This window comes from Actinospica robiniae DSM 44927 (assembly GCF_000504285.1).
In the GTDB taxonomy this organism is placed as follows: Bacteria; Actinomycetota; Actinomycetes; order Streptomycetales; family Catenulisporaceae; genus Actinospica; species Actinospica robiniae.
Window position 1 is genome coordinate 4,198,662 of the sequence record NZ_KI632511.1, and the last position, 19,741, is coordinate 4,218,402.

The window sequence follows — 19,741 nt, forward strand, 5'->3', positions numbered from 1 at the left end:
CCGACGGCGGTGGCGCGGTGTAAGCGGATACTGCGGCCCATGCGTATCAGGGGTGTGGACCACGAACCCGAAGAGGATTTCGCAGAGTTCTACCGCAGGTGCGCCGATGCCTGCCTGCGTGCCGTCTACGCGTCGGTCGGCGACAAGTCGCTGGCCGAGGACCTGACGGCGGAGGCGTTCGCCCGAGCGTACGCGTCCTGGCGCAAGGTCTCGCAGCATCCGGCGCCCAAGGCATGGGTGATGCGGACGGCTTTGAACACGCATGTGTCCTGGTGGCGGCGACGAAGGCGCGAAGTGGCCTGGGATGCCGGGCTCGATCGGGCCGACGGCGCCGAGCCGGCTCTCGCACTCGACCCGGCCATCCGTACCGCGCTGCGTGCTCTGCCCACTCGTCAGCGGCAGGTGCTGGCCCTGCGGATCTTCCTCGATCTCGACACCGCGACCACGGCCGAGGTTCTCGGGATAGCGCCCGGCACGGTCACCACACACCTCTCCCGAGCCACTGCCGCCTTGCGCGACGCGTTGGCCCCGGCACGCGAACAGGAGCCGATCAGATGACGATCGAACGGAACGATCAGGATATTTACGACGAGGTCGCCTCGGCCTTCAGAGACGTTTCCGCCCCGGATGGGCCGGACGCCGCGATCTCCCGGGGCCGGACTCTGCGGCGCCGGCGCCGGACGATGCCCGCGCTCGCGGTGGTCGGCGTGGTCGCGGCCTCACTCGGTCTCGCGACGCTCACACAGCCCGCGGGGCCGTCGAACCAACGGAGCCTGTCGTACGGCAACAAGGTCGTGAACGTGGACAACGCCGCGTTCTCCGTGCACACCGATGCGCGAACCGGCTACATCACGGTGACGATGCGCCAGTTCACCGACCCATCAGCACTCGAGGCGATTCTGAAGAACGCGGGCATCACGGCGGACATCGTGGTCGCGCAGGTCCCCGGCCCGAGGACGATCTTGACGAGTGTGCCGTGGGCCGACTGCCGCTTCCCGGCCGGAGTCGAGGTTCTAGCGGACAACAGTCGCCGCGTCCTGGTCCACGAGCAGAGCAGCGCCGAACCGGTCGTCGTCCTGGATCCGTCCGCCATCCCGGCCGGCGGCGTCCTCGGACTCGGATACGCGAGGACGAGTTCGCAGACCGACTTCATCCTCGTCGGCGTCTTCTCCGGTAACCCGAAGGACTGTCTCGCGGCGAAGCCCACTGCCTGACCGGCGAAAAAGAACGGCGCCCGGCCACCGATCGCAGGATCGGGCCGGGCGCCGACGTGTCGTGCGCGGGCCGAGGACTACTCCTCGTCGAGGATCGCCATGATCTCGTCGCTGACGTCGAAGTTGGCGAAGACGTTCTGCACGTCGTCGCTGTCCTCGAGGGCGTCGATGAGCTTGAAGATCTTGCGCGCGCCCTCTTCGTCCAGCTGCACCTGCACGCTCGGCATGAACGGAGACTCGGCCGAGTCGTACTCGATCTTCGCCTGCTGCAGCGCGGTGCGCACCGGGATCAGGTCGCCGGGCTCGGAGATGATCTCGAATGCCTCGCCCGCGTCGTTGACCTCCTCGGCGCCCGCCTCGAGCACCACCTCGAGCAGCGAGTCCTCGCTGACCCCGTCCGCCTTGGGCACGATGACCTGGCCCTTGCGGCCGAACAGGTAGGAGACCGAGCCGGGGTCGGCCATCGAGCCGCCGTTGCGGGTCATCGCCACCCGGACCTCGGAGGCGGCCCGGTTGCGGTTGTCGGTCAGACACTCGATCAGCAGGGCCACGCCGTTCGGGCCGTAGCCCTCGTACATGATGGTCTGCCAGTCGGCGCCGCCGGCCTCGGCCCCGGAGCCGCGCTTGACCGCGCGGTCGATGTTGTCGTTGGGGACCGAGCTCTTCTTCGCCTTCTGAATCGCGTCGAACAGCGTCGGGTTGCCCGCCGGGTCGCCGCCGCCGGTGCGCGCGGCCACCTCGATGTTCTTGATCATCTTGGCGAAGAGCTTGCCGCGCTTGGCGTCGATCACGGCCTTCTTGTGCTTCGTGGTCGCCCACTTGGAGTGGCCCGACATAGCCCTCGCTCCTTCTCGCTCACGTACGCGTGCGCAACCGTGCGCACGGACAAGTCACAGCTCTCCTCGGGTCGGCGGGCCCTCAGCGCGACGCCCGGACCATCTCCGCGAACACCCCGTGGACCCGGTGGTCCCCGGTCAGTTCCGGGTGGAACGAGGTCGCCAGCAAGTTCCCCTGCCGAACGGCGACGATCCTACCCGCAAACGGATGGTGGGCGGTCTCCTCGCCGGTGGCGCTCCCGGCTCCGCCCGGAGCAGGTGCGCCGCTGACCCGCGCCAGCACCTCGACGCCGGACGCGCCCTCGTCCACGGCCTCGACCCAGGGCGCCCGGATGAAGACCCCGTGCAGCTGGTCGTCGATGCCGGCGAAGTCGATCGGCCCCTCGAAGGAGTCGACCTGGCGCCCGAACGCGTTGCGCCGGACCGTGATGGCGATGCCGCCGAAGGTCTGCTGGCCCTCGACCGCGTCCAGCACGTGATCGGCCAGCATGATCATGCCGGCGCACGAGCCGTACGCGGGCAGGCCCTCGGACAGCCGCTTGCGGATCGGCTCGAACAGGTCGAACGCGGTGGCCAGCTTCCACATCGCGGTGGACTCGCCGCCCGGTATGACCAGGCCGTCCAGCGCGTCGAGCTCGGAAGCCCGGCGCACCGGCACGGCCCGGGCGCCGACCGCGGCCAGGGACGCGGCGTGCTCGCGCACATCGCCTTGCAGCGCGAGCACGCCGATGGTGACGTCATTCACTTAAGCGATACCTGCATCGATCGTCGGGGCGGATCCGGTCGGGCGCGGGCCCGGGGTCACCAACCGCGGTTGGCGTAGCGCTCGTTCTCCGGCAGCGTGTCGCAGTTGATGCCGACCATGGCCTCGCCCAGGCCGCGGGAGACCTTGGCGATCACGTCCGGGTCGTCGTGGAAGGTGGTGGCCTTCACGATCGCGGCGGCGCGCTTGGCCGGGTCGCCGGACTTGAAGATGCCGGAGCCGACGAACACGCCCTCGGCGCCCAGCTGCATCATCATCGCCGCGTCCGCCGGGGTGGCCAGGCCGCCCGCGGTGAACAGCACGACCGGGAGCTTGCCGGTCCGGGCCACCTCGGCCACGATCTCGTACGGCGCCTGCAGGTTCTTGGCGGCCAGGTAGAGCTCGGACTCGTCCAGGGTGCCGAGGCGGCGGATCTCCGCGCGGATCTGGCGCATGTGCCGGGTGGCCTCGACCACGTTGCCGGTGCCGGCCTCGCCCTTGGAGCGGATCATCGCCGCGCCCTCGGCGATCCGGCGCAGCGCCTCGCCCAGGTTGGTCGCGCCGCACACGAAGGGGACGGTGAAGGCCCACTTGTCGACGTGGTGGGTCTCGTCGGCCGGGGTGAGCACCTCGGACTCGTCGATGTAGTCCACCCCGAGCGACTGCAGCACCTGCGCCTCGACGAAGTGGCCGATCCGGGCCTTGGCCATGACCGGGATGGAGACCGCGCTGATGATGCCGTCGATCATGTCCGGGTCGGACATGCGGGCGACGCCGCCGTCCTTGCGGATGTCGGCCGGGACCCGCTCGAGCGCCATGACGGCCACGGCGCCGGCGTCCTCGGCGATCTTGGCCTGCTCGGGGGTGACCACGTCCATGATCACGCCGCCCTTGAGCATCTCCGCCATGCCCCGCTTGACCCGGGCGGTGCCGAGCTGCGGAGCCGCTTGAGCGGTTTCGGTGGGGTTGCTGGACACGTCGGTACCTCGCTCGGGAGTTTGGCGCGTAAGGGTTACCCCACCATCTTACGATGGCACGATCGCCGCTTCGGCTCGCACGCTGTCGGCCCCGTGGTGAAACGCCTTACACAGCGCTTGCCACGCCCGGGACCCACGGATCGACCCCCTGACCGGGCCGGGCCGGGCCGCGCCCGGCCCAGGGCCCGGCCGGGCTCAGCGCGCGAGCGAGGGCGGCGGCTCGTCGTCGATCTCGAAATTCGGCTTGTCCGGGGCGCGGCCGGCCAGGCGGAAGACGCGCACCAGGCGGTGCGAGCGCAGATGGCGCACGGCCCGGACCGACTCGTTGTGGAAGCGCCGGGCCAGCTGCACCCGGCGCATCGCCCGGCCGAGCTCGTCGAGCAGCTCGACCCCGCCGTGGCCGGCCCGGACGTGCTCGCTCTGGATGGGATCCTCGAAGGCCGCGCGCAGATCGCGGGTGAGCGCGGACTCGGCCGCCTCCCGCTCGTCCGGGTCGGCGGCCTCGGCCTCGCGCGCGCCCGCGGCCAGGATCAGCGCCGTGGCCGGGTCGAACAGGCCGCTGCGGGCGAGCTCGAGCGTCGCGGTGGAGCGGCGCAGCAGCTGGGCGTCGAGCGCCACCCGGGCGGCGTCCAGGCGCACGTGCAGCCGGTCGAGCCGGGTGGCGGTCCAGCTCAGATAGAGGCCGAAGAGCACCACGAGCACCGCGACCAGGACGACCGCGCCCGAGTATTGGGTGAGCACCAGTCTCATCGCATACCGCCGCTCTCCGCGGTCACCCGCGCGGTGGACTCGGTGACCATCTCGTAGACGGACAGGATGTCGGCGGCGACCACGGACCAGTCGTAGCGGCGTACCGAGCGGGACTCGGCGGCCCGCAGCGCCTCGCGCCGGGCCGGGTCGCCGAGGAGGCCGATCGCCGCCTGCGCGAGCGCGGCCGCGTCGCCGTTGGGGTACATCACCCCGGCCCCGCCGCCCTCGAGCACCAGCGAGAACGCGTCCAGGTCGCTGGCCAGCACCGGCGTGCCGGCGCTCATCGCCTCGACCAGGATGATGCCGAAGGACTCGCCGCCGGTGTTCGGCGCGCAGTAGACGTCGACCGACCGGAACAGCCGGGCCTTGTCCACGTCGTTGACCACGCCGAGGAACTCGACGTGCCGGCGCAGCCGGTCCGGGACGTTGCGCATGGCTTCGTCCGCGTCGCCCTTCCCGGCCACCAGCAGCCGCGTGTTCGGCCGGGCCTCGACGATCGCGGGCAGCGCCTCGAGCAGCACCGACAGGCCCTTGCGCGGCTCGCCGAAGCGTCCGACGAAGGCGATGGTGCCGCCGTCGGCCTCGTGTTCGGCCGGGGTGCGCCACTCCGGGCGCGGTTCCTGCGCGGCGTAGAAGCCGACGTCGACGCCGTTGGGGATGACCACCGCGTCTCCGCCCAGGTGCTCCACCAGCGTCCGCCGCGCGTACTCGCTCACCGCGATACGGGCGTTGATCTTCTCCATCGCGGAGGCGACTATCGGCGCACCGGCGATCATCGCGCGCGAGCGCGGGTTCGCGGTGTGGAAGGTCGCCACGATCGGACCGTTGGCGGCCCAGCAGGCCAGCAGCGAGAGCGAAGGTGTGCCCGGCTCGTGGACGTGCAGCACCTCGAAGTTGCCGTCGTGGATCCACCGGCGCACCCGGGTCGCGGACAGGATGCCGAAGTTCACCCGCGCGACCGAGCCGTTGTACGGCACCGGCACCGCGCGCCCGGCCGAGACCACGTACGGCGGCAGCTCGGTCTCGTCGTCCGCGGGAGCGAGCACGGAGACCTCGTGGCCCAGCTTGATCAGATAATCAGCCATGTCGTGGACATGGTTCTGCACTCCCCCGGGCACGTCCAAGGAGTACGGGCAGACGACCCCGATCCTCACCGTGTGCCTTCCGCCGAGCCTGGAGACGAGGTGGCCGGCTGCGCGGGGCCGCTGCCGGCGTCCGCCCCGTTCGACGCCGCGGGGACACGCGCCGGGTCGAGGTCGACCAGCCACAGCCGCTGCATCATGTGCCAGTCGGCCGGATGCTCCGCGATGCCCTCCGCGAAGGCGTCCGCGAGCGACTGGCACAGCGCGGCGATCTTCGCCGGCTTGGTGCCCTCGGTGGGCGGCTTGAGTTCCGGCCACACCTTCGCGCGCAGGTGGTCCTCCTCGTACCAGAGGGTGACCGGGAAGAGCGCGGCGCCGGTGCTCAGGGCCAGCGCGGCCGGGCCGGCCGGCAGCTTCGTGGTCTCGCCGAAGAACTCCACCCGCACGCCGCTGTCGGTCAGGTCCCGCTCCGCCACCAGGCAGACCAGGCCGCCGGAGCGCAGCCGGCGCATCAGGGCGCCGAAGGTGCCGGTGCCGCCGGTCAGCGGCAGCACCTCCATGCCGATCGACTCGCGATAGCGCAGATAGCGCTCGTAGAGCTTCTCCGGCTTGAGCCGCTCGGCCACGGTCGTGAACCCGTCGGCCACGGTCGTCGCCCAGGCTCCGGCGTGGTCCCAGTTGCCCATGTGCGGCAGGGCCAGCACGACGCCGCGGCCGCTCGCGAGCGTGTCCCGCAGCAGCTGCTGGTTCTCCACCTCGATGGTGGCGATCATCCGCTCCTTCGACCAGGTCTCGAGTCGGAAGGTGTCGCAGTAGTAGCGCATGTAGTTGCGCATGCCCTGCTTGGACACTTCGCGGATGCGGGCCTCGTCGGCGTCCGGGCCGAGTACCCGTGCCAGATTCGACTCCAGCCTGCGCACGCTCTTGCCGCGCTTGCGCCAGGATCGGTCGGCGATCGTCCGGAACAGGCCGTAGGCCGTCTTCTCCGGCAGGCGCCGCACCAGGGCCCAGCCGGTGGCATACGCCCGGTAGGTCAGTTCGTCCTTGAAGTCGCTCACAGCGTCTCCTGCTCGGTCTCCTGTTCGGGCACCGCGGCCGCGACGTCGCCGGTCAGGCCCAGAGTGACGGCCTGCTTGCGCACGTAGAGGATCCGCTGCACGACCGTGAAGGTGGATCCGGCGGCCAGCGCCCACAGCGCGATCGCCTGCACGAACGGCACGCCGAGGCCGGCCAGGCCGGTGGCCACCAGGGAGCCGACCAGCCGCTCGCCGCGCTCGACGTAGCCGATGTCGCACTTGAAGCCGAGCGACTCCGCCTTGGCCCGGGCGTAGGAGGTGATCGAGCCGGAGATCAGGCAGATCCCGCAGGCCAGGAACATCCCGAGCTGGTGGTGCACGGCGAAGTAGTAGGCCAGCGAGCCGAAGATGGCCGAGTCGCCGAACCGGTCGAGCGTCGCGTCCAGGAACCCGCCCCACTTGCTGGTGCGGCCGGAGAGGCGCGCCATGGTGCCGTCGAGCAGGTCGGAGAAGATGAACGCGGTGACCGAGAGGGTGCCCACCAGGAAGCTGCCCCGCGGAAAGAAGATCACCGCGCAGGCGCACACGCCCAGGGTGCCGAGCAGGGTGACCATGTCGGGGCCGACGCCGATCCGCAGCAGAAAGCGCGCGGTCGGCGTCAGGACGCGGGTGAAGAACGCCCGCGCGTAGCGATTGAGCATAGGAATCCCAGCATCGGCGTCGGTCACGTAAGGCGGCCCGGGTGCGGACCGGCGCCCATGCTATTGGACCGCGCGGGTACCGCGGATTTCGCCTCCCCCGCGCTCGGGTGAAACGCTGGCGGCAGAGGTTGTGCCACTCCGCAAAGAGGAGTTGTCTACCTGTCATACGAATCGTTACGGGATGAACACACTCGGAGGTGGCGGCGATGTCGGACAAGGGTGGTGGCCACGGAGGCCAAGCGGCGGCCGGCAGCGCGCACCTGTCCCCTGCGCGAGGCGCGGCCATCCGCAACGTCGTCCTCGTGGGGCACACCGGAGCGGGCAAGACGACCCTGGTCGAGGCGCTGCTGACGAGCGTCGGGGCGATCGGCCGGTCCGGGCGGGTGGAGGACGGCAACACGGTCTGCGACTTCGAGGAGATCGAGCACCGGCTCGGGCGCTCGGTGGGCCTGGCGGCCGCGCCCCTGCTGTTCGACGGCATCAAGGTGAACCTGCTGGACGCGCCGGGCTACGCGGACTTCGCCGGCGACCTGCGGGCCGGTCTGCGGGCCGCGGACGCCGCCCTGTTCGTGGTCTCCGCGGCCGACGGGGTGGACGGCTCGACCCAGCTGCTGTGGGAGGAGTGCGCGGCGGTCGGCCTGCCCCGCGCGGTCGTGGTGACCAAGCTCGACGCGGCCCGCGCCGACTTCGACGAGATGGTGCTGATCTGCCAGCGCGTGTTCGGCGACGGCGTGGCCCCGCTCTACCTGCCCCTGCTCGACGACGAAGAGCAGGTCGGCGGCGTGATCGGACTGCTGAGCGAGCAGATCTTCGACTACAGCTCGGGCGAGCGGCACGCGGTCGAGGCGGACCCGGAGCACCTCGAGCTGATCGAGCCGTCCCGTAACGCGCTGATCGAGGGGATCATCGCGGAGAGCGAGGACGAGACGCTGATGGACCGTTACCTCGGCGGCGAGGAGATCGACGTCAAGGTACTGGTCGACGACCTGGAGACCGCGGTCTCGCGCGGCCACTTCTACCCGGTGCTGCCGGTCTCCGCGGTCACCGGCGTGGGCACCACCGAGTTGCTCGAGCTGATCACCCAGGGCTTCCCGGCGCCGGGCGAGCACCTGATCCCGGCCGTGACCACGCCGGACGGGGAGCCCAAGGCGCCGCTGGTGTGCGACCCGGATGGGCCACTGGTGGCCGAGGTGGTCAAGACGACTTCGGACCCGTACGTGGGCCGGATCTCGCTGGTGCGGGTCTTCTCCGGCACCCTGCGCCCGGACACCCCGGTGCACGTGTCCGGCCACGGCATGGCCCTGCGCGGCCATCCGGACCACGACGTGGACGAGAAGGTCGGCGCCCTCTCGAGCCCGCTGGGCAAGACGCAGCGGCCGGTGGAGTTCGCGGCGGCCGGCGACCTCGTGGCGGTGGCCAAGCTGGGGCACGCCGAGACCGGCGACACGCTCTCGGCGAAGGACGATCCGGCGCTGATGGAGCCGTGGATCATGCCGGACCCGCTGCTGCCGGTGGCCGTGGCCGCGCGGGCGAAGTCGGACGAGGACAAGCTGGCGCAGGCGCTGTCCCGGCTGGTGGCCGAGGACCCGACGCTGCGCCTGGAGATCAACCCGGAGACCCACCAGCTGGTGCTGTGGTGCCTCGGCGAGGCGCACCGTGACGTGCTGCTGGACCGGCTCGCCACCCGCTACGGCGTGGCGGTGGAGACGGTCGCGCACCGGGTCTCGCTGCGGGAGACCTTCGGCTCATCCACGAAGGGCCGGGGCCGGCACGTCAAGCAGTCCGGCGGGCACGGGCAGTATGCGATCTGCGAGATCGAGGTGGAGCCGCTGCCGACCGGCTCCGGCTTCGAGTTCGTGGACAAGGTGGTGGGCGGAGCCGTGCCGCGCCAGTTCATCCCGTCGGTGGAGAAGGGCGTGCGCACGCAGATGGAGCGCGGCGTGTTGGCCGGGTACCCGGTGGTGGACCTGCGGGTGACCCTGGTGGACGGCAAGGCGCACTCCGTGGACTCCTCGGACATGGCCTTCCAGACGGCCGGCGCGCTCGCGCTCAAGGACGCGGCGGCCCAGGGTGGGAAGCCGGCGCTGCTCGAGCCGGTGGAATCGGTCGAGGTCACACTTGCCGACGAGTTCGTGGGCGCGGTGCTGGGCGACCTGAGCAGCCGGCGCGGCCGGGTGCTGGGCACCGAGCCGGTCGGCGGCGGCCGCACCGTGGTGCGCGCGGAGGTCCCGGCGACGGGCCTGGCCCGGTACCCGGTGGAACTCAGGTCCCTGTCGCACGGGACCGGCCAGTTCACCCGGGAGTACCTGCGGCACGAGGCGATGCCCGCGAACCTGGCCGCCAAGGTGATCGAGGAGATCGGGGAGTAACCGGGCTCTGCCGTTCCGCAGCTCCGGCGGAGCGGCAGAGCGGCGGAGCGGCGTTCAGCCGGCTAGGCCCACCGAAGCGCCAGCCTGCAAGCGTTTCCGGCCGCGTCGAGGGCGAGCTCGAGCACGCATTCTCGAGCGCCCGTGCGTACACCGATGACGTCGCGGAAGACCGTGACTTCGCGGTCGGCGAGTTGCTCCACGAGGAGTTCGAACTCGTCGACCGGTTCGTCGCCGAGGTCGGTGTACTCGGCGAGCGCGCCGGCGTCGAGGAGCGCCGCGTAGCCGCTCGGCGTGGGCCGCACTTGTCGCCGCGTCCACGTCACCGGGGTCTCGTCAGCCAGCAGCACCTCGAGGACGTCGGCCCCGGCGCGTACTCGGAAGGTTCCGTGCGGCAGGGCGTCCAGACTGGGCCGCGCATCGGCGAAGACGGTGGCGGCGTCGCCCGCGATCAGCGCACCGGTCGGCAGCGCGAGTTCGAGATCATCCACCCGGCCCAGTCTAGATGCGCCGATCATGCCGCTCGGCGCACCAGTCGGTGACGTGTGCAACTTCCACGGAAAATCTGATGATCCGTCAGAATCGCGGCTGTTGGGCGCCGAGGACGAAGCGGGCTGGGGCGGCGCGGCTTCCGGCCCTGCTGATCGGGGTCTAGCGTCAACGGTGCGGCCGCACCCGCTCGCTTTCACAGGAGAAACCCACATGAACCGTCCGCCCGCATGCTCCCGCGCAAAAGGGCTGACCTACCGGGCTACTGGGACTACGCGACCATGACGCGGAGAAACGACTACTCGTTCAACGCGTCTGACGCGTCGTTCACCACGAACCCGCACATCATCGTGTACTACGACGGACGACTGGTGTACGGAACCGAACCCTGACGACCGCCTCCGGGCGGTGGCTGGAATCCCCTGTCGCCCGGAGCGTGCGGAAGGTCAGGCGACGCCGGGCCACGCCTCGGCGAGCAGCGCGCGGGTCTCGCCGAGCAGTACCGGCATCGAGCGGGTGCGGCCGACCACAGGCATGAAGTTGGCGTCGCCGCTCCACCTCGGCACGATGTGCTGGTGCAGGTGGGCGGCGATGCCGGCGCCGGCCACCTCGCCCTGGTTGACGCCCAGGTTGAACCCGTGCGGGCTGGAGGCCTTGCGCACCGCCCGCATCGCGTCCTGGGTGAACGCGGTGAACTCGGCCGCCTCGTCGTCGGTGAGCTCGGTGTAATCGGCGATGTGCCGGTACGGGCAGACCAGCAGGTGCCCCGGGTTGTACGGGTACAGATTCAGCACGGCGTACACCAGCGAGCCGCGGGCCACGATCAGCGCCGCCTCGTCGTCGCCCAGGGCGGGTATGCGGCAGAACGGGCAGCCGTCCTCGGCCTTGGGCCCGGTCGGCTTGTTCTCCCCGAGGATGTAGGCCATCCGGTGCGGGTTCCACAGCCGTTGCAGCCCGTCGGGTTCGCCGACTCCGTCGACCGGCAGCGCGTTGATCTGCTCCGCATCCATGCGGTTAAGCCTATCGAGCGACGTCCCATGCGCCTACCTCGGGCGCGACCCACTCGTGTGGCCCTGTCGCGGCCGCGTGCGGCTCAGCGCGCCGCGTGCCGCTGCGCCGCGAACCTCTCCACCTCGTCACGCGTCGGCAGCGACGGCTGTGCCCCCGCCCGCGTCGTGCTCAGCGCGGCCGCCGCGGCCGCGAACTTGGCCGCCCGCTCCAACGGCTCCCCGTCCGCCAAGGCGCAGGCCAGCGCCCCGCAGAAGCAGTCGCCGGCCGCCGTGGTGTCCACCGCGTCGACCGGGAACGGCGGGATGAGCACGCTCGCGTCGCCCTCGACCAGCAGCGCACCGGCCGAACCGAGGGTGACCAGCACGGCTCCGGCCAGCGACCGCAGCTTGCGCGCCGCCTTGACCACCTCGGGTTCGCCCTCGAGCGAGTCGGGGGCCAGCCCGAGCAGTGCGGCGAGCTCCGACCGGTTCGGCACCAGCACGTCCGTGCGCGAGGGGAGCGGGTTCCCGCCTTCGCGCACCGGCGCCGGGTTGACCAGCACGACCCCGCCGGCCAGGCGCGCGGCCGCGTCGTTGGCCTCGTGCGGCACCTCCTGCTGGACCACGGTGACTTTGGCCGCGGCCAGCACCTCGCGCGCCGCCTCGCAGTCGGCCGCGGACAGCCGGGCGTTGGCCCCCGGGCTGACGATGATCGTGTTCTCCGCCGCGTCGTCCACCGCGATCAGCGCGCGGCCGGTGGGCACCCGCTCGGTCCGCCGCACGTACGCGGTCTCGACCCCTTCCGCGGCCAGCGCGCTGAGAAGCACGCCCCCGGCGTCGTCCGCGCCCACGCGGCCCACCATGGTCACCGGCCGACCCAACCGAGCCGCCGCCACCGCCTGGTTGCCGCCCTTGCCGCCGCAATGCTGGGCCAGATCGCCGCCGAGCACCGTCTCCCCCGGCACCGGATGCCGAGGCACGGGCACCACGAGGTCCAGGTTGAGGCTTCCGACCACGGCGATCACAGTCTGGATCCTTCCCTCGAACCGTCGGACGCGTTCTCCCGCGCGACGACCGTCGAGCCGCGGGTGACCAGTGCGGGCGTGAGCCGCACCGCGCGGGCCGAGGCCTGCGGCTGCTGGATACGCGCCAGCAGCATCCGCGCCGCCTCGGCGGCCAGCTCCCGGTTGGGCTGGCGCACGGTGGTGAGCGCGGGCGAGGTGAGCGAAGCCAGCGCGATGTCATCGAAGCCTGTCACCGCGACCTGCCCGGGCACCTCCACGCCGAGCTCGCGCAGCCGCCGCAGCGCCCCCGCGGCAATCAGATCGTTGGCACAGACGAGCGCGTCCGGGCGCAGCGTCGCCGGAGCGGTGACCGCCTTGCCCGCGGCGTGCTCGCCGAAGTCGATGGAGAAGTCGCCGAGCTCGACCCGCCACAGGTCGGCGTACCGGGCGGCCCACTCCTGGAAGGCGGCGCGGCGCTCCAGACCTGCGGAGACTTCGCCGGCCGGCCCGAGGAACCAGAGCCGTCGCCGGCCCTGCGAGCGCAGATGGTCGAGCAGCAGCCGGATACCGGCCGCGTTGTCCACGGTGACCGCGTCCGCCTGCACCGCGTCCACACTGCGGTCGAGCAGCACCACGGGCACGCGCGCGGCCGCCTTGGCGAGGGTCGGCACGGAGCGCTCCTGGTCGACCGGAGCCACGATCAGCCCGTCGACCTGACGTGCGATCAGAAGCTCGACCCGCTCGGCCTCGAGCACCGGATCGTCCGCGCTGTCGGCGAGCAGGAGCGCGCGCCCCTGGTCGTGCAGCGCGTGCTCGACCGCGCGCATCAGCTCGGGAAAGAAGGGGTTGGTGATCTGAGGGAGGACCAGGCCGACGGTGCGGGTGCTGCGACTGCGCAGCGCACGGGCCACCTGGTTGGGCATGTACCCGAGCTCGCGCGCCGCTTCCTGAACGCGCCGGGCGAGATCGGGCCCGACCGGTCGGTCCCCGGCCAGCACCCGGGAGACGGTGGCCACCGAACAGCCCACCGCCTCGGCCACCTCTCTGAGGGTGGCCGGCCTGGCGTCCCTGCCCATGCTCACGTGCGCGGTCCGTTCTTCTCGGGGCCGGCTCGTGCCGCCCCGGCGTTCATCTTCGCATCAAACTTGGCAATCGTTCTCCCCCGAGCCCCCGCCGCGGGAGGAATTTGTCGGACATTGTGACATGCGCGGTCGCCCCTGTCCCCCTGGTTGATGCGAAAGGAGCTGAATGGGGACCGCCGGATAACGATTTCCATACAAAGGGGTCCCAGCGGAGACGTACCCGGCCCTCGGCCGAGACCCTGGCGGCCGAGCGGCGCCCCGGGCTAGCCTGGCGGATCAAGGCGGCGCCCGAGGGGCGAACCGACTGTGACCCGGCCAGCCTAGCGACTGACGATACCGACGAGACCGAGGAGGTGGGCCACGTGAGCGGCCCCTTCGTGCTGGACTGCGACCCCGGGCTGGACGACGCGGTCGCCCTGCAGTACGCCCTCGGCACGGGTCGCTATGACATCAAAGCCGTAACGGCCGTCGGAGGCAATGCCCCCGTCGAGCATACGTACCGTAACGCACGGGCGTTGGTGAAGATCTTCGGCGTCGCCGACGAGATCCCGGTGCACCGCGGCGTAGCCGGAACCATGTCCCGCCGCACCCGCCAGACCGCGTTGTTCGACTTCCACGGCGAGGCCGGCCTGGGCGAAGAGAAGCCCGACGACAAGGGCGTGAAGGAACAGGCCGAAGGCGCCGTGCAGACGCTGCTGCGGCTCTCGCGCGAGCACGAAGGCGAACTGACGGTCGTGGCCACCGGCCCCCTGACGAACATCGCGGCGGCGTTGCTCGAGGACCCCGGCTTCGCGCACCGGATCAAGAAGCTGGTCTTCATGGGCGGCACGGTGGCGGAGAAGGGCAACGTCACCCCCACCGCCGAGTTCAACATCTTCCACGACCCGGAGGCGGCGGACCTGGTCGCTGCGAGCGGGATGCGGATGACGATGATCGGACTCGACGTGACGCACAAGGCGAGATTCACCCGGGCGCACCTGGCGAGGCTGGAAGCCGCCGGCGAACCGCTGGAGTTCACGGTACGGCTGCTGAAGTTCTACTTCGGCTCCTACAACCACTTCCACCGCGCCGACTCAGTCCCCTTGCACGACCCTCTGGCCATCGGCGTAGCCATGGACGAGGCGTACGTCGAGAAGGCCGAAGGCACGCTGTTCGTGGAGACGGCAAGCCCACTCACCGCCGGCCAGACCGTGTTCCTCCACGAACACGACGCCAGCGGCACGAGCCTCCCCCCGCAGCTGAGCGCCCGGGCCGAGCGCAGCCGTGCGAGCGTGGCGCTGGACTTGGGGCAGAAGGACTTCGTCGAGGAGTTCACGTCCGTCCTGGAGCGGTGGGGCCGCAGCTGACGGCTCTGAAGAGCCTTGCCTGGGCGACGGACGGGGCGGCAGAGCTCGTTCTCGTCCGCGGGAGTGATTGCGGACGGGGCCCACCCTCGTTTGTCATGCATCCATCAGAGTGAGGCCCACGCTCCGGTCATATCATCATGCGAAGGCTTTGACCAGGTGAAATGCGCCCTCCGCTCTAGCGCGGAACTCCGATACCGGAGACCGTGGAGTCATGGCGCAAACCAACGAACTCCTCTCCCCCGACGTACGGGCCCTGATCACCCGTCAGCGCGGCGTCCTCGCCGCCTCCCAAGCCGCCGCCTGCGGCTTGCCGCGCGAGACGGTGCGCACGCGTGTGTCGCGCGGTCTGTGGCAGCGCCTGCTTCCCAGCGTCTATCTCCTCCAGTGCGGGCCGCCGAATCCCGTGCAGCGCGCGTTCGCCGCCCAGGTGTATGCGGGCGAGCACTCGATCATCACCGGGCCGGCGGCCTTGCGCCTCCACGGAGTCGGCGACGTCGTATCCGGGCTCTGGGACGACCTCGACGGCTGGAGCACGTGGGCGACCTCCAGTACCGCGCCGGCAAGCACGGCTCGCGCCGCTTCTGAGGCTCCGGGCGCCACTGCGGCCGTCGACGACAGCAGGCCTGCTGAGCCTGCTGAGTCGTCCTCTCGGGCCGACGTCGCCGTCGGCCACCGTGGCGCCGAGGCCCCAGCCACCGACGTCTTCCGACATCCGCCCACGCGCCAGAATCCACGCCAGCGCCTCAACGCACATCCCGCGCCTGGATCCATCTATCACCCCGTTCCGCCACTCGAAAGCGACTTCCCCGCGTGGCGGGTGCACCTGCTCGTCCCGCACGGCCAACGACGGCAGAACGTCGAGTACGTACGCGTCTCCCGCTCTACGCGGCTGCCGGAGCCGGACCGGCGCCATGGCCTGAGGCTTGCGCCACCCGCACGGGCGGTGCTCGACGCGTGCTCGTGGTGCCTTGAGGCGCCCGACGAGGTGACGGCTGAGGCCTTCATCGAGACGGTGGTGCGCGCCACGGTGTCAGCGGGCCTCACGGACCTCGGCGAGCTCGAGCACGAACTCGTCCAGGCGCCGCGGCGACATACCAGGCCTCTGCGAGACACGCTGGTCCGGGCCCGCACGCGCGAGCGGGCGGCGGCGACTCGGCGCTTGTTCGAGGGCCTGAGCCGCCACGGACCGCAGGGCCTGATGCGGCGCGTCGCGATCTACGGCGAGCGCCGGCAGATCGCCGTCGCCGAGGCGCTCTGGCCCAGCCGCGCCCTCGTCGTCACGATCGATGCGAAGCCGGGCGCCGTGACGGAGCTGAGCCGACTCGGCTTCGCGGTGATCCAGATCTCGGCGCACGAGTTGGCCAAGAACACGGCCGACGTCGTCGAGCGGATCGCGAGCGCGCTCGCGGCACGACCGGAGGCGACGCTGCCGCCCGGCGTCGCACTGCTTCCGATCGGCCAGACCGAACCCGACGCGGCGGCGGAGGGAGGCTTGCCGGGGCGCGTGCAGCTCGCCCTGACGAGCACACCGACGCCGGCGCATTGGTCGGGGCTGCGCGTCAGAAGTCCCGCGTTCAGCGGGGCCTTCTGACGGCGGCTCGGAACTCCTCAGCCCAAGAAACGGAGGTTGCCTAGCGAAGAGCGACCCGTAACCCTTCCGGTTGCTGCCGGGAGCCATGAAATGCGGACGAGGCGGTAATGGCTCCCGGTCCAGCTGGCGGACCCGGCGACGCGGTGCCAGATGACAGGGTCCTGCAGTTCCGGGCTGCGGAGCCTGTGTCAGCTACCAGTGTCTGCGTCGAGTACCAGCCTCTGCGTCAGCTACCAGTGTCTGCGTCGAGTACCGGCCTCTGCGTCAGTTACGGGCGCCTCCGTCAGCTACGGCGCCTGCGTCGTGGCTCAGCGCGTCTTGACCGCGAGCTCGCCCGCGCGGACGGGGAGGTCGAGCCGGTTGCCGCGCGGCGGGACGGGGCAGACGTAGTGGTCCGTGAAGGCGCAGGGCGGCAGGTAGGCACGGTTGAAGTCGAGCGTCACGGCGCCGTCGGCCTCGGCGGGGGCCGGCGCGGACAGGAAGCGGAAGAAGGGCTTCGAGTCGGCCGTGGTCGGATCGGCGAAGACGATCCAGAGGCCGCCGTCGGCGGTCAGCGCCGCGGCGAACTCGTGGCGTCCGTCCTCGAGTTCGAACTCGACGGTGCCGTCGAGGCCGAGCCCGCGGGCCACGCCGTCGACGTTGACCACCTTCTCGACGCGCGGTCCGTCGTACGGGCGGAACGTGGCGGGCACGGCCCAGTTCGGGTCGTAGTCGAACACCTCGAGGCCGTCGAAGGCCTTAAGCGTCGCCGCGTTCGCATCGTAGACGCGCAGGGCAGCGACGCCTTCGCGCTCGATCGGGACGAGGAGGATGTCGTAGTCGGGCGCGCTGACCTTGTCGGGGTGCTCGGCGGTGTCCGGGTACAGCGTGACCGTGCCGTCGACGGGCTCGCCGCGCAGCACAAGGCCGTGCTCGGCCTTTGCGGTAAGGATGACTGAGGCTCCGTCGGGACCAGCGCTCCACAGGACCGGCTCGCCCTCGACGATCGGGGCGGGGGTCTCGTCGAGCCAGTGTGTGCCCGTGAGAGCGAGCACGCCGTGTGGCGCGCGCAGTTTCGCCTCGCGCTCAGTTCGCCACTGCTGCCAGTTCTCGGCCTCGCTCACGTGTCCCCGCTTCTTGTCGTCACTGGTTCGGCCGCAGCTGACCGGCGGTCCGGCGGATACAACCGCCACGCGGGCTCGCGTGTTCCCTAAGCGCAGGCTCGCGTGTTCCGGGGCACCGGATTGGGAGCCGGAGGGAGATCGCCGCCGAGACAGCGGCGCCGTGCGGAGTGGACGTCGGGAGCGTGAAGCAGTGCGTCGCCGCACCGGGATCGTTTCTCGATCTCCGGTGCGGCGATGCAGCAGCACACAAGTCACGCGCGCTCAGGCCGCGCGACGGCGAGCGCCCACGTGCCGCCGAGGCGGCAGCCCGGCACTTGCCGCCAGGTCAGTCGTTGCGGCGGGAGCGGACCACTTCGACGATCTCGGCGACGGCCTCGTCGACCGGGATGCCGTTCTTCTGCGAGCCGTCGCGGTAACGGAAGGAGACGGCGCCCTTGGTGACGTCCTCCTCGCCCGCGATGAGCATGAACGGCACCTTGGCCTTCTGGGCGTTGCGGATCTTCTTCTGCATGCGGTCGTCCGAGGCGTCGACCTCGACCCGGACGCCCTGGGCGCGCAGCTTCGCGGCGACGTCGCGGAGGTACGGGATGTGGGCGTCGGTGATCGGGATCGTGGTGACCTGGACCGGGGCGAGCCAGGCGGGGAAGGCGCCGGCGTAGTGCTCGAGGAGCACGGCGAAGAAGCGCTCGATGGAGCCGAACAGGGCGCGGTGGATCATCACCGGCTGGTGGTCGGCGCCGTCGGAGCCCTTGTAGGCCAGGTCGAACAGGCCGGGCTCCATGAAGTCGAGCTGGATCGTCGACATCTGCCAGGTGCGGCCGATCGCGTCCTTGGCCTGGACCGAGATCTTCGGGCCGTAGAACGCGGCGCCGCCCGGGTCGTCGACGAGGTCGAGGCCGCGCTTGAGCGCGACCTGGCGCAGCGTCTCGGTGGCTTCGGCCCACGCCTCGTCGGTGCCGATCGACTTCTCCGGGTCCCGGGTGGAGAGCTCCAGGTAGAAGTCGTTCAAGCCGTAGTCGCGCAGCAGGTCGAGGACGAACGTCAGAAGGCTGTCGAGCTCCTCGGCCATCTGGTCGCGGGTGCAGTAGATGTGCGCGTCGTCCTGGGTGAAGCCGCGGGCGCGGGTCAGGCCGTGGACGACGCCCGACTTCTCGTAGCGGTAGACCGTGCCGAACTCGAACAGGCGCAGCGGCAGCTCCCGATACGACCGCCCGCGCGAGCGGAAGATCAGGTTGTGCATCGGGCAGTTCATCGGCTTCAGGTAGTAGTCCACGCCCTCGTCGAGCTGCATGGGCGGGTACATACCCTCCTTGTACCAGTCCAGGTGGCCGGAGAGCTCGAACAGCGTGCCCTTGGTCGCGTGCGGGGTGTAGGCGAACTCGTAGCCGGCCTCGATGTGCCGCTGGCGCGAGTACTGCTCCATCTCGTTGCGGATGATCGCGCCCTTGGGGTGGAACACCGCGAGGCCCGAGCCGATCTCGGTCGGGAAGGAGAACAGGTCGAGTTCGGTGCCGAGCTTGCGGTGGTCGCGCTTCTCGGCCTCGGCGAGGAAGTCCAGGTGGGCCTTGAGCGCGTCCTTCGACTCCCAGGCGGTGCCGTAGATCCGCTGGAGCTGCGGGTTCTTCTCGCTGCCGCGCCAGTAGGCGGCGGCGGAGCGCATCAGCTTGAACGCCGGGATGTTGCGCGTGGTGGGCAGGTGCGGACCGCGGCACAGGTCCTTCCAGCACAGCTCGCCCGACTTCGGGTCGAGGTTGTCGTAGATGGTCAGCTCGCCGCCGCCCACCTCGACGTTCGCGCCGTCGTCCGTGGTCACGTCGCCGCCGGAGCCCTTGAGGCCGATCAGCTCGAGCTTGAACGGCTCGCCGGCCAGCTCCTGGCGCGCGGCGGCGTCGGTGACCGGGCGGCGGGAGAAACGCTGGCCCTGCTTGACGATCGCCTGCATGCGCTGCTCGATCGTCTTCAGGTCCTCGGGGGTGAACGGGCGCCCGACCTGGAAGTCGTAGTAGAAGCCGTCCCGGATCGGCGGGCCGATGCCGAGCTTGGCCTCCGGGAAGACCTCCTGCACGGCCTGGGCCATGACGTGCGCGGTCGAGTGGCGCAGGATCGCCCGGCCGTCCTCGGAATCGATCGCGACCGGCTCGATCGCGTCGCCCTCGGCGAGCTCGCGGTCGAGGTCGACCAGGAACGGCTCGGTCGCGTCGGCACGCAGGCGGGCGGCGATGTTGGAACGGTCGCCGGCGAACACCTCGGCGAACAGCTGGCCGATCGTCGTGCCCGTCGTGACCGTCCGCTCTTCCCGCTGGTCGGGTAGGCGGTCGATGGTCACACGGATCTCGGACACCGTGGCACTCCTGCTCTCTCGAAAAGCTCTTCGGCACCGCTCCTGCGGTGGCCTAGCACGATGGTACCGAGCCGGGGGCCGGGGCCATGCATGCCACCGACCCCGGCGACCC

19 protein-coding genes are annotated in these 19,741 nt (G+C 70.9%); 6 read left to right on the forward strand and 13 right to left on the reverse strand.

The features are described 5' to 3' along the window. Positions 1 to 39: 39 nt before the first annotated feature. On the forward strand, positions 40 to 558 hold the full coding sequence (locus ACTRO_RS17820) for a SigE family RNA polymerase sigma factor (RefSeq protein WP_034264413.1): 519 nt from the start codon (positions 40 to 42) through the stop codon (positions 556 to 558). Next, a complete protein-coding gene (locus ACTRO_RS17825; RefSeq protein ID WP_034264416.1) occupies positions 555 to 1,214 on the forward strand; it encodes a hypothetical protein in 660 nt (219 codons plus the stop codon). Before ACTRO_RS17820 ends, ACTRO_RS17825 begins: the two co-directional genes overlap by 4 nt. Before the next feature lie 77 nt (positions 1,215 to 1,291). Here ACTRO_RS17825 and ACTRO_RS17830 read toward each other — a convergent pair whose 3' ends face one another. The 7 genes from ACTRO_RS17830 to pgsA all read right to left on the reverse strand — a co-directional run bounded on the left by ACTRO_RS17830 (position 1,292) and on the right by pgsA (position 7,318). Beyond that, on the reverse strand, positions 1,292 to 2,050 hold the full coding sequence (locus tag ACTRO_RS17830) for a YebC/PmpR family DNA-binding transcriptional regulator (RefSeq protein ID WP_034264419.1): 759 nt from the start codon (positions 2,048 to 2,050) through the stop codon (positions 1,292 to 1,294). Between the two features lie 82 nt (positions 2,051 to 2,132). Beyond that, entirely contained in the window at positions 2,133 to 2,795 is a 663-nt protein-coding gene (pdxT, locus tag ACTRO_RS17835; protein WP_034264422.1) for a pyridoxal 5'-phosphate synthase glutaminase subunit PdxT, read from the reverse strand. A 56-nt stretch (positions 2,796 to 2,851) separates the two neighbouring features. Beyond that, positions 2,852 to 3,769 (reverse strand): pyridoxal 5'-phosphate synthase lyase subunit PdxS, encoded by a 918-nt coding sequence (gene pdxS / locus ACTRO_RS17840; RefSeq protein ID WP_034264425.1) that lies wholly within the window; start codon positions 3,767 to 3,769, stop codon positions 2,852 to 2,854. A 195-nt stretch (positions 3,770 to 3,964) separates the two neighbouring features. Next, on the reverse strand, positions 3,965 to 4,510 hold the full coding sequence (locus tag ACTRO_RS17845; protein ID WP_245594409.1) for a hypothetical protein: 546 nt from the start codon (positions 4,508 to 4,510) through the stop codon (positions 3,965 to 3,967). A 5-nt stretch (positions 4,511 to 4,515) separates the two neighbouring features. Continuing rightward, the gene (locus ACTRO_RS17850; protein WP_034264431.1) at positions 4,516 to 5,673 is read right to left on the reverse strand and encodes a glycosyltransferase family 4 protein; all 1,158 of its coding nucleotides are present in this window, start codon (positions 5,671 to 5,673) and stop codon (positions 4,516 to 4,518) included. Then, on the reverse strand, positions 5,670 to 6,659 hold the full coding sequence (locus ACTRO_RS17855; RefSeq protein WP_063628022.1) for a phosphatidylinositol mannoside acyltransferase: 990 nt from the start codon (positions 6,657 to 6,659) through the stop codon (positions 5,670 to 5,672). Before ACTRO_RS17855 ends, ACTRO_RS17850 begins: the two co-directional genes overlap by 4 nt. Continuing rightward, the gene (gene pgsA / locus ACTRO_RS17860) at positions 6,656 to 7,318 is read right to left on the reverse strand and encodes a phosphatidylinositol phosphate synthase (protein WP_051451001.1); all 663 of its coding nucleotides are present in this window, start codon (positions 7,316 to 7,318) and stop codon (positions 6,656 to 6,658) included. Before pgsA ends, ACTRO_RS17855 begins: the two co-directional genes overlap by 4 nt. A 206-nt stretch (positions 7,319 to 7,524) precedes the next feature. Here pgsA and ACTRO_RS17865 point away from each other — a divergent pair, with 206 nt between their 5' ends. After that, positions 7,525 to 9,687: an elongation factor G-like protein EF-G2 gene (locus tag ACTRO_RS17865; RefSeq protein WP_034275373.1), complete on the forward strand. Its 2,163-nt coding sequence runs from the start codon at positions 7,525 to 7,527 to the stop codon at positions 9,685 to 9,687. 62 nt (positions 9,688 to 9,749) lie between these two features. Here the strand turns inward: ACTRO_RS17865 and ACTRO_RS17870 are convergent, their stop codons facing one another. Then, positions 9,750 to 10,175: a hypothetical protein gene (locus tag ACTRO_RS17870; RefSeq protein WP_034264434.1), complete on the reverse strand. Its 426-nt coding sequence runs from the start codon at positions 10,173 to 10,175 to the stop codon at positions 9,750 to 9,752. A gap of 228 nt (positions 10,176 to 10,403) precedes the next feature. On the opposite strand from ACTRO_RS17870, the gene ACTRO_RS47325 reads away from it, so the two are divergent. Next, positions 10,404 to 10,565 (forward strand): hypothetical protein, encoded by a 162-nt coding sequence (locus ACTRO_RS47325; RefSeq protein WP_157436315.1) that lies wholly within the window; start codon positions 10,404 to 10,406, stop codon positions 10,563 to 10,565. A gap of 54 nt (positions 10,566 to 10,619) precedes the next feature. Here ACTRO_RS47325 and ACTRO_RS17875 read toward each other — a convergent pair whose 3' ends face one another. The 3 genes from ACTRO_RS17875 to ACTRO_RS17885 form a co-directional block, all read right to left on the reverse strand. Next, the gene (locus ACTRO_RS17875; RefSeq protein ID WP_034264437.1) at positions 10,620 to 11,183 is read right to left on the reverse strand and encodes an HIT family protein; all 564 of its coding nucleotides are present in this window, start codon (positions 11,181 to 11,183) and stop codon (positions 10,620 to 10,622) included. 83 nt (positions 11,184 to 11,266) lie between these two features. Beyond that, entirely contained in the window at positions 11,267 to 12,187 is a 921-nt protein-coding gene (gene rbsK / locus ACTRO_RS17880; protein ID WP_034264440.1) for a ribokinase, read from the reverse strand. Beyond that, positions 12,184 to 13,242, reverse strand: coding sequence for a LacI family DNA-binding transcriptional regulator (locus tag ACTRO_RS17885; RefSeq protein WP_034264443.1), 1,059 nt, complete (start codon positions 13,240 to 13,242; stop codon positions 12,184 to 12,186). Before ACTRO_RS17885 ends, rbsK begins: the two co-directional genes overlap by 4 nt. Before the next feature lie 368 nt (positions 13,243 to 13,610). On the opposite strand from ACTRO_RS17885, the gene ACTRO_RS17890 reads away from it, so the two are divergent. Together ACTRO_RS17890 and ACTRO_RS17895 are read left to right on the forward strand one after the other, a co-directional pair. Further along, a complete protein-coding gene (locus ACTRO_RS17890; RefSeq protein WP_034275374.1) occupies positions 13,611 to 14,594 on the forward strand; it encodes a nucleoside hydrolase in 984 nt (327 codons plus the stop codon). A 211-nt stretch (positions 14,595 to 14,805) separates the two neighbouring features. Beyond that, positions 14,806 to 16,185 carry a type IV toxin-antitoxin system AbiEi family antitoxin domain-containing protein gene (locus ACTRO_RS17895; RefSeq protein ID WP_034264446.1) on the forward strand — a complete coding sequence of 460 codons (1,380 nt, stop codon included), beginning with the start codon at positions 14,806 to 14,808 and terminating at the stop codon, positions 16,183 to 16,185. Between the two features lie 308 nt (positions 16,186 to 16,493). Here ACTRO_RS17895 and ACTRO_RS17900 read toward each other — a convergent pair whose 3' ends face one another. Then, entirely contained in the window at positions 16,494 to 17,288 is a 795-nt protein-coding gene (locus tag ACTRO_RS17900; RefSeq protein WP_034264449.1) for a DUF1684 domain-containing protein, read from the reverse strand. Between the two features lie 325 nt (positions 17,289 to 17,613). Then, positions 17,614 to 19,629 (reverse strand): threonine--tRNA ligase, encoded by a 2,016-nt coding sequence (gene thrS, locus ACTRO_RS17905; protein WP_034264453.1) that lies wholly within the window; start codon positions 19,627 to 19,629, stop codon positions 17,614 to 17,616. Between the last annotated feature and the right edge of the window lie 112 nt (positions 19,630 to 19,741).